This is a genomic window from Eoetvoesiella caeni, assembly GCF_003315175.1.
GTDB classification, from domain to species: domain Bacteria; phylum Pseudomonadota; class Gammaproteobacteria; order Burkholderiales; family Burkholderiaceae_B; genus Eoetvoesia; species Eoetvoesia caeni.
The window spans coordinates 108,221-121,301 of sequence record NZ_QNRQ01000004.1 but is presented as its reverse complement, the minus strand read 5'-3'; the positions used below and the strand labels follow the sequence as shown (position 1 = coordinate 121,301).

General features: G+C 59.3%; 15 protein-coding genes and 1 tRNA gene. 9 read left to right on the top strand and 7 right to left on the bottom strand.

Features of this window, described 5'->3' with window-relative positions; genetic code table 11:
• The first annotated feature begins 31 nt into the window (after nucleotides 1-31).
• Nucleotides 32-832, top strand: coding sequence for a DUF6776 family protein (locus DFR37_RS09400; protein WP_113932991.1), 801 nt, complete (start codon nucleotides 32-34; stop codon nucleotides 830-832).
• A gap of 68 nt (nucleotides 833-900) precedes the next feature.
• A complete protein-coding gene (gene erpA / locus DFR37_RS09395; RefSeq protein WP_113932990.1) occupies nucleotides 901-1,272 on the top strand; it encodes an iron-sulfur cluster insertion protein ErpA in 372 nt (123 codons plus the stop codon).
• A 208-nt stretch (nucleotides 1,273-1,480) separates the two neighbouring features.
• Here the strand turns inward: erpA and DFR37_RS09390 are convergent, their stop codons facing one another.
• Both DFR37_RS09390 and DFR37_RS09385 read right to left on the bottom strand, forming a co-directional pair.
• Nucleotides 1,481-2,587, bottom strand: a complete 1,107-nt coding sequence (locus DFR37_RS09390) for an anhydro-N-acetylmuramic acid kinase (RefSeq protein ID WP_113932989.1) — start codon at nucleotides 2,585-2,587, stop codon at nucleotides 1,481-1,483.
• Between the two features lie 18 nt (nucleotides 2,588-2,605).
• Nucleotides 2,606-3,982, bottom strand: a complete 1,377-nt coding sequence (locus DFR37_RS09385; protein ID WP_113932988.1) for a M23 family metallopeptidase — start codon at nucleotides 3,980-3,982, stop codon at nucleotides 2,606-2,608.
• Nucleotides 3,983-4,236: 254 nt separating this feature from the next.
• Here DFR37_RS09385 and tyrS point away from each other — a divergent pair, with 254 nt between their 5' ends.
• The 7 genes from tyrS to DFR37_RS09350 all read left to right on the top strand — a co-directional run bounded on the left by tyrS (nucleotide 4,237) and on the right by DFR37_RS09350 (nucleotide 10,170).
• Nucleotides 4,237-5,466 (top strand): tyrosine--tRNA ligase, encoded by a 1,230-nt coding sequence (gene tyrS / locus DFR37_RS09380; RefSeq protein ID WP_113932987.1) that lies wholly within the window; start codon nucleotides 4,237-4,239, stop codon nucleotides 5,464-5,466.
• Between the two features lie 13 nt (nucleotides 5,467-5,479).
• A complete protein-coding gene (locus DFR37_RS09375) occupies nucleotides 5,480-6,112 on the top strand; it encodes a YbhB/YbcL family Raf kinase inhibitor-like protein (protein ID WP_113932986.1) in 633 nt (210 codons plus the stop codon).
• Nucleotides 6,113-6,349: 237 nt separating this feature from the next.
• Nucleotides 6,350-7,594: a serine hydroxymethyltransferase gene (glyA, locus tag DFR37_RS09370; protein ID WP_113932985.1), complete on the top strand. Its 1,245-nt coding sequence runs from the start codon at nucleotides 6,350-6,352 to the stop codon at nucleotides 7,592-7,594.
• A gap of 21 nt (nucleotides 7,595-7,615) precedes the next feature.
• Nucleotides 7,616-8,092, top strand: a complete 477-nt coding sequence (gene nrdR / locus DFR37_RS09365) for a transcriptional regulator NrdR (protein ID WP_113932984.1) — start codon at nucleotides 7,616-7,618, stop codon at nucleotides 8,090-8,092.
• A gap of 3 nt (nucleotides 8,093-8,095) precedes the next feature.
• On the top strand, nucleotides 8,096-9,253 hold the full coding sequence (gene ribD / locus DFR37_RS09360) for a bifunctional diaminohydroxyphosphoribosylaminopyrimidine deaminase/5-amino-6-(5-phosphoribosylamino)uracil reductase RibD (RefSeq protein ID WP_242341789.1): 1,158 nt from the start codon (nucleotides 8,096-8,098) through the stop codon (nucleotides 9,251-9,253).
• Between the two features lie 130 nt (nucleotides 9,254-9,383).
• Nucleotides 9,384-10,013 (top strand): riboflavin synthase, encoded by a 630-nt coding sequence (locus DFR37_RS09355; RefSeq protein WP_113932983.1) that lies wholly within the window; start codon nucleotides 9,384-9,386, stop codon nucleotides 10,011-10,013.
• A 66-nt stretch (nucleotides 10,014-10,079) separates the two neighbouring features.
• Nucleotides 10,080-10,170: transfer RNA gene (locus DFR37_RS09350), tRNA-Ser, on the top strand.
• A 70-nt stretch (nucleotides 10,171-10,240) separates the two neighbouring features.
• Here DFR37_RS09350 and DFR37_RS09345 read toward each other — a convergent pair.
• The 5 genes from DFR37_RS09345 to DFR37_RS09325 all read right to left on the bottom strand — a co-directional run bounded on the left by DFR37_RS09345 (nucleotide 10,241) and on the right by DFR37_RS09325 (nucleotide 13,081).
• Entirely contained in the window at nucleotides 10,241-10,522 is a 282-nt protein-coding gene (locus DFR37_RS09345) for a hypothetical protein (RefSeq protein WP_211317235.1), read from the bottom strand.
• Nucleotides 10,519-11,304 (bottom strand): DUF899 domain-containing protein, encoded by a 786-nt coding sequence (locus DFR37_RS09340; protein ID WP_113932982.1) that lies wholly within the window; start codon nucleotides 11,302-11,304, stop codon nucleotides 10,519-10,521. Before DFR37_RS09340 ends, DFR37_RS09345 begins: the two co-directional genes overlap by 4 nt.
• A gap of 186 nt (nucleotides 11,305-11,490) precedes the next feature.
• On the bottom strand, nucleotides 11,491-11,976 hold the full coding sequence (locus DFR37_RS09335; protein WP_113932981.1) for a VOC family protein: 486 nt from the start codon (nucleotides 11,974-11,976) through the stop codon (nucleotides 11,491-11,493).
• Nucleotides 11,977-12,164: 188 nt separating this feature from the next.
• A complete protein-coding gene (locus DFR37_RS09330) occupies nucleotides 12,165-12,548 on the bottom strand; it encodes a pyrimidine dimer DNA glycosylase/endonuclease V (protein ID WP_113932980.1) in 384 nt (127 codons plus the stop codon).
• A 194-nt stretch (nucleotides 12,549-12,742) separates the two neighbouring features.
• The gene (locus tag DFR37_RS09325; protein ID WP_113932979.1) at nucleotides 12,743-13,081 is read right to left on the bottom strand and encodes a hypothetical protein; all 339 of its coding nucleotides are present in this window, start codon (nucleotides 13,079-13,081) and stop codon (nucleotides 12,743-12,745) included.

Here is a 13,081-nt window from a genome sequence, read left to right as displayed (position 1 = left end):
ACTTCCCGTGCACTGAAGGGGTCTGTCAGTAATGGGTAAAGAAGACGATGCGGTAGAGCAAATGCCACCGGGCCCAAGCCCGGCGCCGGCACGATCGCCGGGCGCATTGTCCCGCGGCCGCTGGTATATAGGCTTGGCGGTGGCGCTGCTGCTTGGCTTGGCGCTGGGGTATGGCGGTTCGCGCTACATGCTTGACAGCGGCCAGCGGCAGTACGAAGACCTTAAAAAGCAGCTCGACGTAACGGCCGCTCAGCATTTATACGATCTTAACGCGGCAATGATGCGTGCCGACGCCTTTGAAGGCCGGCTGGCCGTGGAAGAAAGCACGCGTAAAAGCCTTGAGGCCACATTGCAGGCCACTCAGCAGGATCTTGGCCGGGCGCGCGACCAATTGGCTTTTTTCAACCAGTTGCTGCCTCCCGGTCCAAACGGCTCAATCAGTATCCGGGCCCTTGATATCCAGCGTCAAGGCTCCATCTTAAGCTATAAGACATTGCTGATGCGCAATGCGCCCGGCGAGACCGCCTTCAATGGCCTTATGGAATTTGTGGCTAACGGAACTGAAAAGGGGAAAGCGGTTAAAATAACGCTAGAACCTGCTCAAGCTGCGGATATGCGTGCAAGCACCAATGCGGCCGCGCAGGTGGATGCTGCTTCGGCGGGTAGCAAGGCCGAACCCCAAAAGCTGGAATTAAGCTTCGACCAGTTTCAGCGCAGCGAAGGGCTACTGAGCATTCCCGCGGGTTTTGTACCTAAAACGGTTACGCTCAATATCCTGGAAGGTAAAACAGTACGTGTATCTCGCACGGTATCGTTGCCTTCCGCGCCCTGACTGACAGCGCGGCATTGGCCCGCCATTGATTTTTTATTGTGCAATTCATTTATTGCCAGGAGTACCAAATGACTACCTTGACTGAATCCGTCAACCTGCAAGCCCCGCCGCCTCCCGCCCTGGTGTTTACCGATGCCGCCGCGGCCAAGGTCAAGGACCTGTTGGCTGAAGAAGGCAACCCCGAACTCAAACTGCGTGTTTTTGTACAGGGCGGCGGTTGCTCGGGCTTTCAGTACGGTTTTACGTTCGATGAAGTCATCAACGACGACGACACCACCATCGACAAAGAAGGCGTCCAGCTTCTGGTCGACCCCATGAGCTTCCAGTATCTGTTCGGCGCCGAAATCGACTACAAAGACGACATCGAAGGTTCGCAGTTCGTTATCCGCAATCCCAACGCTACGTCCACCTGCGGTTGCGGCTCATCGTTCACGGCCTGAACCCTGAACAAGCGATCCGGGATTCGCGCATATAGCGCGCATCCCGCGGCGGTTCGATTGCCGCCGGACATCCGTACCGGCTGCTCTGCCTCGATACCCGCCTGTTTTTGACTGCACCCCAAAAGTTGAACACTGATTCAAGCTTTGGGGTGTTTTTTATGGCGAAGTACGATCGGAATCTGAAACCGTTCGTAGCGCGACGATAAAATCAGGCGGGGTATTTGCATCCCAGCACGTTGGCGTGGCGCGCCCCTGTTACGGCGGGAAGGCCTGCCGGGCGGCCATGCTCGTAAGCCCAGGCCAGCCAGGCAAAGGCAAGCGCCTCTACCATTTGCGGCGGGACGCCCAGCTCCGAGGTAGGCCGCACGGCGCGTTGCGTAACGTGCTCCAGTTCGTGCATAAGGCCCGCGTTTTGCGCTCCGCCTCCGCACACCAGGATCTCTTGCGTTGCAGGGGCGCAGGCCTTGATGGCATTGGCAACCGTATGGACGGTAAGGCTTTGCAGGCTTGCCTGCACATCATTGGGGGCCAGGCTTTGATGCTGGATAGAGGCCAGCCGTTGATCCAGCCATCTTGCATTGAACAGGTCCCGGCCTGTTGATTTGGGCGGTGGCAGGGCAAACCAGGGTTCGTCCCGGATAAGGGTTTCAAGCAATTCCGGAATGGCCGTGCCGCTGGCCGCCCAAAGGCCCTGGTCGTCATAGGCCGCGCCCGTATGCCGCTGGCACCACAGATCCAGCAGAACATTGGCTGGGCCGGTATCGAAGCCGCGCACGGCCTGGCCCGGCTGCAGCACGGTGATATTGCCGATGCCGCCCAGGTTCAGTACCACTCTGGGATGTTCGCAATTGAAAATGGCTTCATGAAAGCCAGGCACCAGCGGGGCGCCCTGGCCGCCAGCCGCAACATCACGTGCGCGAAAATCGGCAATGACGGCAATGCCGGTCAGTTCGGCCAGCAGGGCGGGGCTGTTGATTTGCAGCGTGTAGCCGCTTTCGGGAGCGTGGCGCACCGTTTGGCCGTGAGCGCCAATAGCCGCAACGTCATGGGCCGATAGGCCGGCCTGCGCCAGCACCTGCTTGCTGACGCCTGCATACAGCTTGGCCAGTTCATTGCCGGCTAGGGCGGCTCGTGCCAGTTCATTGTGGCCGGGCAAGTTCAAGGCCAGAAATTCAGTGCGCAAGGTTTGCGGCATGGGCAGCGAGGCTTGGGCTGCAATGCGCGGCGTTTTGCCGGAGAAATCGGCAAGTACGGCATCGACCCCGTCGGTGCTGGTGCCCGACATCAGGCCGATAAAAAACTCTGGGCTGGCCATAAGCGTGCTGGCCCGGCCCTAGCGGCTGGCCAATTGGATGTTTTCGCTTTGCAGGCTGGCCAGCATTTCAATATTCTGTTTATAACTTGCGACAACCTGGGTAAACGCCTTGCGGTCGGCGCCTTCCAGTGCCTGGGCTACCGGCAGGTCGACAGAGAGCGGATTGACCGGTTTGTTGTCGATGCGGAATTCGTAATGCAGGTGCGGACCGGTGGCCCAGCCTGTAGACCCCACATAGCCGACCAGCTGGCCTTGTTCGACTGAGTCGCCTTTTTTCAGATTGGGGGCAAAGCGGCTTTGATGCGCGTACAGCGTGGTGATCTTGTTGTAGTGCTTTAGAACAATGACGTTGCCGTAGCCGTTTTGCTGGCCAATGAATTCCACTGTGCCGTTTGCCGTGGCGTGAATGGGGGTGCCGGTGGTGGCGGCGTAGTCGACGCCCTGGTGGCCTATCCATTTGCCGCGTATGGGATGCTTGCGCATGCCGAAAGTAGAACTGATGCGCGAAAATTCAAGCGCGGTGCGCAGGAAGGCGCCTTTAAGATTGCTGCCGTTGAAGTCGTAATAGCCGCCGGGCCCTTGGGAAGGGGTAAACCAGGCGGCATCGTAGGTTTTGTCCTGGTTGATGAATTCCAGGGCCAGGACGCGTCCCGAGCCTACGCCTTTGCCGTCGTGCGAGTGCGCTTCGTAGACGACGCGGAAGCGGTCGCCCTTGCGCAAGTCCTGCATGAAGTCGATCTTGCTGCCCAGGATATCGGCCATTTGCAGCGTTATGGCGTCGGGGATGCCGGCCGCGTCGGTTGCGCCGAACAGCGAACTGTTGATCTCGCCTTCCGCCATGCGGACCTGGGTGTCTGTGCCCTGGCTTTGTTCAGTAGCCGTATAGCCACCGTTGTCCGCGGGTTTGATCTCTAGCCATTTAGAGACGAAACCGCTTTTGTCGTTGGTGCCCGGGGTGTGGTAGTAGCGCAGCCAGACCAGGTCGCCTTCGGCGTTCAGTGCGGCCTGGACACTGCGGCCCGGGTACAGCTTATAGATGGATCTGGCGCTTTTGTCCTGAACCAGGAACGGCAGCAGCTTGTCGTCGTCTACATTCAGGCGCTGCAACACCGCGGCCAGCGTGTCGCCGGGACGGATTTGCGTTTCGTCGATGAACGGTGCCGAGAAGCTGGGACTAGCCCCGGGAAGCACCGCAGGCAAGGCCAAGGCTTGGTGCGCTTGGTATACTGGCGGAGGCTTGATGGGGGTATTGGGTTGCACTACGGCCAAGGCGGCGGCGGTGGCAAAAAGACCGGTGGCGGCAAATACTACGCCATTCGTAAAATAGTGGTGCTTGGGTGGGCGGGCTTGCAGGCCTGCCAGGGAAGTTGCCGTTGATATCCCTTTTTTGAACATAAATCTAAAGCCTGTGGGTCGTCTTTCTGTTAAAGGACTCGGCCCGAGCACAGCGCGGGACGACAGAAGGTTGCCCGACCCAGACACTCTGATAATATTGTGTTGCGCCAAGCATGAAGCGTTGATGTTATTTACAGGTTTGTAACAAATTTCGCGGCTTTAACGCAACATCTTAGTGGAAAAATCACTCGATTTCGAGTCTTTTTTCTTTTTTTTACTAATTGATTAACTAATCGTTGAGCGGTTCTCATATTATGTCGTCCCCCGAAGCTCCTATTACGCCCGAAGTCGAAGCCGATCTGCGTGTTGCCAAACGGGGGTGCGACGAACTGCTGGTAGAGTCCGAGTTCGCCCGCAAACTGGCGCGCAGCCGGGCTACCGGCCAGCCCTTGCGTATCAAGCTGGGCCTGGATCCCACTGCACCCGACATTCATTTGGGTCACACGGTGGTTCTCAATAAAATGCGGCAATTGCAGGATCTCGGGCATACCGTCATTTTCCTTATCGGCGACTTCACCTCCATGATCGGCGACCCCAGCGGGCGCAATGCAACCCGCCCGCCGCTTACCGCCGAACAAATCCAGGAAAACGCCAAGACGTATTACGCGCAGGCCAGCCTGGTGCTGGACCCCGACAAGACGGAAATCCGCTATAACTCCGAATGGTGCGACCCTCTGGGCGCGCGCGGGCTTATTCAATTGGCGTCGCGCTATACCGTCGCGCGCATGATGGAACGCGAAGACTTCACTCGCCGCTTCAAGGGCGGCATCCCCATCTCGGTGCACGAGTTTCTATATCCGCTGATGCAGGGCTATGATTCGGTCGCCCTGAAGGCCGACCTGGAACTTGGCGGTACCGACCAGAAGTTCAATCTTCTTGTGGGCCGCGAACTGCAGAAGGAATACGGCCAGGAACCCCAGTGCATCTTGACCATGCCCTTGCTCGAGGGAACCGACGGCGTCGACAAGATGTCCAAGTCCAAAGGCAATTACATCGGTATCACCGAGGCTCCCGACTCCATGTTCGGCAAGCTGATGTCGATTTCCGATACCCTGATGTGGAAATACTACGAGCTGCTTTCGTTCCGTTCCATGGACGAGATCGAGCTACTGAAAAAACAGGTCGCCGACGGCGCCAATCCGCGCGACACAAAGGTGCTGCTCGGGCAGGAAATCGTGGCGCGCTTTCACTCGCAGCAAGCGGCGCACGATGCGCTGGCGCGCTTCGAGGCGCGCTTTCGCGATGGGGTCATTCCCGACGACATGCCCGAGATCCAGATTGGCGGCGCGCCGCTGGGCATACTCAAGGTCTTGCGCGAAGCGGGCTTGGTCGCATCGGCCTCTGAAGCGCAACGCAATATCGAACAGCGCGGCGTGCGTATTGACGGCGACCGCATCGACGACAAAGGGCTGCAACTGGTTGCCGGCACTTATGTGGTCCAGGTGGGCAAACGCAAGTTCGCCCGCGTAACGCTTAACGGCTAGCTTAGGAGGTCCCATGAAACTTTCCAGCACTTCATTTCACGATCAGGATCGCATTCCCGAAAGAAATGCGTTCGGGAAAGTCGATCCCGCCCTGCATATCGCCTTGGCGGGCAATGCCAATCCCCAACTGGCCTGGGTCGGCGCTCCGCGCGGCACGCAGTCGTTTGTTCTGATCTGCCACGATCCCGACGTCCCCAGCCGTCCGGACGACGTCAATGTCGAGGGCCGCGAAGTTCCCGCCGATTTGCCACGCGTGGATTTCTACCATTGGGTGCTGGTCGACATCGCGCCCGACACCACGGTAATCGCCGAGGGCAGCTACTCGAACGACATAACGCCGCGCGGCAAGCCCGGCCCCATGGCCATCAACGGCACGCGCCAGGGGCTTAACAGCTTTACCGGCTGGTTTTCGGGCGACCACGACATGAAGGGCGACTATTTCGGCTACGACGGCCCTTGCCCGCCCTGGAACGATGCCATTCAGCATCGCTATATTTTTACGCTGTATGCGCTTGATGTCGCGCAGCTTGCAGTTGAAGGTTCGTTCAATGGCGACGACGTGCTCAAAGCCATGCAGGGCCATGTGCTGGACCAGGCTTCCATCATGGGCTGGTACACCCTGAATCCGCGTTTGCTGCAGGCGTAAACCCAGGCTGAAAATCAAGCCCCGCTCTTCGAGGCGCGGGCCGGCACCCAGGCTGGGGCGCTCTGCGGCTCAACATGAGTTTCATGCATACTAACTTGAGGCAGCTTCGCGAACACGCCTTTTTGGCGTGAAATCGGGCGGATTAGCCGGCAATGTTGGCCTGATGGCCGAGGCTGCGCGTCATTCGCGGTAAAATGCCTTCCATCTTATCCGCCGTACCAATCTCTAGGAAGCCTCATGTTTGACCGTTCACTCACACTTGACCAAGCCGATCCCGAAGTATGGGCCGCGATCCAGAAGGAAGACGTCCGTCAGGAACAGCATATCGAGCTAATCGCCTCGGAAAACTACGCCAGCCCCGCTGTCATGCAGGCCCAGGGCACCCAGCTCACCAACAAGTACGCTGAAGGCTATCCCGGCAAGCGCTATTACGGCGGCTGCGAGTACGTCGATGTCGTCGAGCAACTGGCCATCGATCGCCTGAAAGAGATATTCGGCGCCGAGGCGGCCAATGTCCAGCCCAATTCGGGTTCGCAGGCCAATCAGGGCGTGTACATGGCGGTGCTCAAGCCGGGCGATTCAGTGCTCGGCATGAGCCTGGCCGAAGGCGGCCACCTTACTCATGGTTCGCCGGTCAATGCGTCCGGCAAACTGTACAACTTCCATTCGTACGGCCTGAATGCCCAAGAAGAAATCGACTACGACCAACTAGAGCGCCTGACCAAAGAACACAAGCCCAAGCTGGTCGTGGGCGGTGCCTCGGCCTATGCCCTGCGCATCGACTTCGAACGCATGGCCCGCATTGCGCACGACAACGGCGCCTTGTTCATGGTGGATATCGCCCACTATGCCGGCCTGGTCGCCGGCGGCGCGTACCCCAACCCATTTCCTCATGCCGACTTCGTTACCTCCACCACGCACAAGTCGCTGCGCGGTCCGCGCGGCGGCGTCATCATGATGAAGGCGGAATTCGAAAAGGCCGTCAACTCGGCCATTTTCCCGGGTATACAGGGCGGGCCGCTTATGCATGTCATTGCGGCCAAGGCCGTGGCCTTCAAAGAGGCGCTTAGCCCCGAGTTCAAGCAGTACGCGGCCCAGGTCGTCAAGAATGCCGATGTGCTGGCCCGCACTCTGGTCGAGCGCGGTCTGCGCATTGTTTCGGGCCGCACCGAAAGCCATGTCATGCTGGTCGATTTGCGCCCCAAGGGTCTGACCGGCAAAGTGGCTGAGGCCGCGCTGGGCCAGGCCCATATCACGGTCAATAAAAACGCCATCCCCAACGACCCCGAAAAACCGTTCGTAACCAGCGGCATTCGTTTGGGCACTCCAGCCATGACAACGCGCGGCTTTACTGAAGACGATGCCCGGCTTACCGGTCATCTTATTGCCGATGTGCTGGACAACCACAGCAGCGAAACCGCTATTGCCGACGTGCGCGCTCGTGTCAACGAGCTTACCGCGCGTTTGCCGGTTTATCGCTGAAACAGGCAGCCCGCAGCCCACATGAAATGCCCGTTCTGCAACAACGTCGACACGCAAGTCATCGACTCGCGAGTTTCTGAAGAGGGCGACGCCATTCGCCGGCGCAGGCGCTGTACTGCCTGCGACCGGCGTTTTACCACGTACGAACGGGCAGAGCTGTCCATGCCGGCAGTGGTCAAGCGCAACGGGACGCGCGCCGAATTCGACGAAGCCAAGCTGCGCGGCAGCCTGAACCTGGCGCTGCGCAAACGCCCGGTGGGCACCGAACATGTCGACGCCGCCGTGGCGCGCATTGAAGAAAAGCTGCTTATCAGCGGTTTGCGGGAAGTGCCCTCGGGCTATCTTGGCGAATTGGTCATGGGCGAGCTGCGCAAGCTGGACCAAGTGGCTTACGTGCGTTTTGCTTCGGTCTACAAAAGCTTTGAGGATATCGGCGAATTCGTCAAGGCCATCGACGAAATCAATGTGCCGGCGGCCTCCAAGCCCAAGCGCGGCTGAACCATGAACGAGGCGGGCTCCTCCATTTCCGTTGCGGCAGCCGACGATGAACGCTGGATGATGCAGGCCATAGAGCTAAGCCACCAGTCGCTTTACATTACCGCGCCCAATCCGCGCGTTGCTTGCCTCATCGTCAAAGAGGGCCAGTTGCTGGCCTCGGGGGTAACGCAGCAGGCCGGCGGGCCTCACGCCGAAGTCATGGCGCTGCGCCAGGCGCAAGAGCGCGGGCTCGATGTCAAAGGCGCAACTTTTTATGTCACGCTGGAACCATGCAGCCATCATGGCCGCACGCCGCCTTGTGCGGACGCCCTGGTCAAAGCCGCGCCGGCACGTGTGGTCGTCGCCATGGCTGACCCCAACCCGTTGGTGGCAGGACAGGGCATCGCGCGGCTGCGGGCGGCCGGTATTCAGGTGGCAACTTCGGTGTGCACCGAGCAGGCGCTTGCGGTAAATCCCGGCTTTGTTGCGCGCATGACGCGCGGTACGCCGTGGCTTTGGCTGAAATCCGCCGCGTCGCTCGATGGCCAAACGGCTTTGCGCAATGGCGTCTCGCAATGGATTACCGGCCCGCAGGCGCGGGCCGACGGCCATCATTGGCGTGCGCGCAGTTGCGTAGTGTTAAGTGGCCTGGGTACCGTGCGTGCCGACAACCCCCAATTAAGCGTGCGGGATGTTGCCACTACGCGCCAGCCCATCAAAGCAATTATCGATACCCGGCTGGAAATCGATGAAAAAGCGCGCTTGCTCGACGGCTCCAAGACCTGGATATTCACCTGCAACGACAACCCGGAAAAATCCGCGCGCTTGGCCCAGCTCAATGCACAGGTGGTCGTGATGCCCGGACGCAATGGCGGCGTCGATTTGCCGGCCGTCATGCGCTGGCTGGGCCAGCACGAGGTCAATGAAGTCCATGTCGAAGGCGGGGCACGGCTTAACGGCGCTTTGCTTCAGTCCGGTTGCGTCGACGAGTTGCTGGTGTATCTTGCACCTATTGTGCTGGGTCAGGGGCTGGGCATGTACCAGTTGCAAGCCATGGAAACGCTAGACCAAGCCTTGCGCTTCGAGTTCTTCGAAACCTTGGCCATGGGAGCTGATGTGCGTTTGCGGGCGCGGCTTGGCTCGCGCTGGCAGGAGTTGCTGAAGGCAGTTGGCGGCCCTTGATCACAGGCCGCACACACGCCGGCCATCAGCGCTTCAGGTTCTACACTGCTGTCAGGCTTTGCCTGAAATGCGTAACTTATTGATGGCAGGCGATGTTTGTTGTCTGCCATAGTTAAAAGGAAAGTGAATAATGTTTACTGGGATTGTTGCCGCCGTTGGAAAGGTCGTTGATGTTTCGCCATTGCAGGGCGGCAGCGATGAGGCCGGCGTGCGCCTTACCATCCAGGCGCCGGGCTTTTCATTGGCCGCCACCCGGCTGGGCGACTCAATCGCCATCCAGGGCGCTTGTATGACTGTGGTCGAATTCTCGGGCAACACCTTCAAGGTCGACGTCTCGCGCGAAAGCCTGAACCTCACCACCGGCCTGGATACCGCTGGCGAAGTCAATCTCGAGCACGCCCTGAAACTGGGCGACTCGCTGGATGGCCACCTGGTGTCCGGCCACGTCGACGGCCTGGGCAAGGTCACGCACTTCGAACCCGTTGGCGAATCATGGGACCTGCGTATCCATGTGCCGGCCAAACTGGCCAAGTACCTGGCCTACAAAGGTTCCATTACCGTCAATGGCGTAAGCCTTACCGTCAATCAGGTCGACGACCAGGCTGACGGCTGCGAGATCCGCATCAACCTGATTCCGCATACCGTACAGGTAACCACCTTGAAAAACCTGCGTGCCGGCACACCGGTCAACCTGGAAATAGACATGATCGCCCGCTATGTCGAGCGCATGATGGGCGCACAGCTTCTGCGCGGAAAGTAGCCGCCAAAAACCAAAGCCAGCCAATTCTGTTAGAATGGCGGACTTCGCTTTGCACAAAAGCGAAAAGGACAGGTGGCCGAGCGGTTGAAGGCGCACGCCTGGAAAGCGTGTATACGTGAATAGCGTATCGGGGGTTCGAATCCCCCTCTGTCCGCCAAGAATACATCCAGGAAACCAAAAAACCCGCACAGCTAAATGCTCTGCGGGTTTTTGTTGTCTTGCGGGCCTCAGCGGCCAGTCAGCAGCTTGAACCACGCGGGCGAATGAAACACGCTCATCAGCAGGTACATCGCCAGCATTCCGTTTGGCAGCGGACCGGAGCCGCCGGAGCAGATCTGGCTTAAGGGGTCGTTGCTCAGGCCCGTGAGTACCGCCATCAGCGCGAAGGTCGGTGTGGCGGCCAAATATAGTGCACTGGCGAGGCGGGGGGCGACTGCGCGGGCGCCCCGGCTATCGCCGGGCTGTTGGCGCGGTGCGCTGTCGCAGGTCTGGCTCACGATGCCGGTCATGATGCGGCGTCCGCTTTCTTGTTGCGGAAAGCAGCTTCGCCGGCTTCAGACACCGCGTCCCATTTTGGGTCGACCGGAGCACCCGGTACGTAGCTGTCATTCCAGTTCCACCATTTGTACAGCGGGCTTTGCGGATAGCCCTCCGGCGAATCCTCCCATAGCTCCTGGCGCCCAAGCGCGGTCATGTCGAGATAGCTCCAGACGGTGCCCATTGCCTCGTCACCGCGGCCATTAATAAAGTATGTACGGAATACTTGCTTGCCGTCGCGGATGAAGGCGTTGTGGCCATGCCACTCGTCGATGCCGAAGTCTTTGTCGAAGCTGTCCGTGATCGTATACCAGGGAATATGCTGCCATCCCATTCGCGCCTTCAGGCGAGCGATGTCGGCCTGTGGGGCACGGGAGGCATACACCAGCGTTGTGTCGCGCGCATGCAGGTGGGCAAGGTTCGAGACTTGGTCGGCGCCCAGCGAGCAGCCGATGCACGCATGCTCGGGCCAGCCGTGCACGCCGGGCTCGAAGAAGGCGCGATACACGACCAACTGTCGTCGGCCTTCGAACAGGTCGAGCAAGCTGACCTTGCCCTCGGGCCCTATGAATTCATATGCCTTGTCGGCAGCCATCCACGGCATCCGTCGCCGTTCGGCGACCAGGGCGTCGCGGGCGCGCGTCATGGCCTTTTCCTTCACCAGCATCTGGCTGTGCGCCGCCCGCCACCCCTCGGGCGATACCACGGGCGGCGTGTTCATCGTGAGTTGCTTGTCTGTATTGAGATCGTTCATGGTTGCGCTCCTTCAGTTGGCATGTCCGGTGTATTCCGCCGCTAAACCTTCTTTCGCTGGTTGTGCCTTGCGAAATTCCCTTGCTTCATCGTCGTACACATGTTTTAGCGCCAAATCCCCAAACCCTGGGAGTGACAATTGTGTCGCGATTGAACGTTGCGCCGCTTGTGGAAGGCTTTATGGCCCTTAGCCGCGCTGCGCTGCCTCGATCGCAGCGACGTCGATTTTCTTCATCTGCATCATGGCGTCGAACGCGCGTTTGGCCGCGGCGCGATCTGCGCCAGTGAAGGCCTCGGTCAAAACCCTTGGCGTGATCTGCCACGAAAGTCCCCATTTGTCCTTGCACCAGCCGCAGTCGCTCTCCTGGCCGCCGTTGCCGACTATCGCATTCCAATAGCGATCGGTTTCCTCCTGGTCCTCCGTGCAGACCTGGAACGAGAAGGCTTCGCTGTGCTTGAAGGCGGGGCCGCCGTTGAGTCCCAGGCATGGGATTCCCAGCACCGTGAATTCAACCGTCAGGACGTCGCCTTGCTTGCCTGACGGATAGTCTCCCGGCGCGCGGTGTACCGCGTCGATGGACGAATCGGGAAATGTCTTGGCATAAAAGCGGGCGGCGTCTTCGGCGGTCCCGTCATACCAAAGGCAAATCGTGTTTTTTGCTGGCTTCATCATTTCATTCCTCCATGGCCCCTGCGGGTGAAATCGAGCGCAAATACCGCTGTGCTGCGGTGTGCGTGTGTGAAATTATGGAAGGCTGAGTGTACGGTGTACACATAAAATTTGTTTCAATCTGTCAATGAGAACTGGCTAACGTAAGTCGCGGTAATGGCGGGGATTGCGGCCACATGGATTTGCAGGTTCTACGGCTCGATGGGTTGTTTGCCGCTGCGTTCTTCGATTCTTGCGCGATTCATTTGCAGCGCTTGTGCGGTCGGGCGCCACTCATTCCAATACTCATCGGGAATGCAAGGGAAATCCGTGCGCTGAACGCCCTGGTAGGTTGGTTTGTATCCGCGCCGCTTCATTTCGTGCACCAATTCAACATGCCGGCGGGCAAGATAGCCCAGCCGCGTATAGAAGAACAAAAGATGGCCTTTCCCAAGGGTATACGCGGGCGGCTGCCGGATGTTTCCCCTTTGCGCAGCCTTCTGCGCCAGCGCGAAAACGCGGGGCAGTTCGCGGTACTCGGCGATAAGATGCGGTCCGCTAAGTTCCTGGACCGGTACACAATTTATGCGTGTCATGCTGTGATTCCAAGTAAGCCGCCTTTATACCAGGATGTCCTTGCGTCGGTTCAGGCATGGGCTGGAGAAAGCCGGGCGAATGTTTTGCTGCGATCATTGCGCCGTTGGCGAAGGCGTGACCGAATTGCGTGATCGTGTTCAGTAGGTGGTGACCAGGACGGTAGAGTTAATTGCCACCGCGGCCAGTGCAGCGGCTATCCGCAGGCGGGCACCAGCAGCACAGCCAGGGACTCCCAGACGATGGCGACGGCAGAGAGCAGATTGAGCGCGCCGGCAAGCCACGGAATGAAGCGTGCAGTCGCGACGCGCGGCATATGCTTGTGCAGGCGCAGATAGACGGCCGCCATCGTTGCCAGTGCCAGCAGGCCGGCAACAAGAATAACCAACGGCGCCGGTATTCCGGCCCAGGCGCCATGCCAAGCCGGCCGGGCGCAGACTGTTCCGTGTACCGAGTAGATGAACAAGAGGTGCGCCGCCCAAATAAGCGGGCCGGCCAGCATAAACAAGAAAGTGCGCGAGAAGCCGGTTCGCAT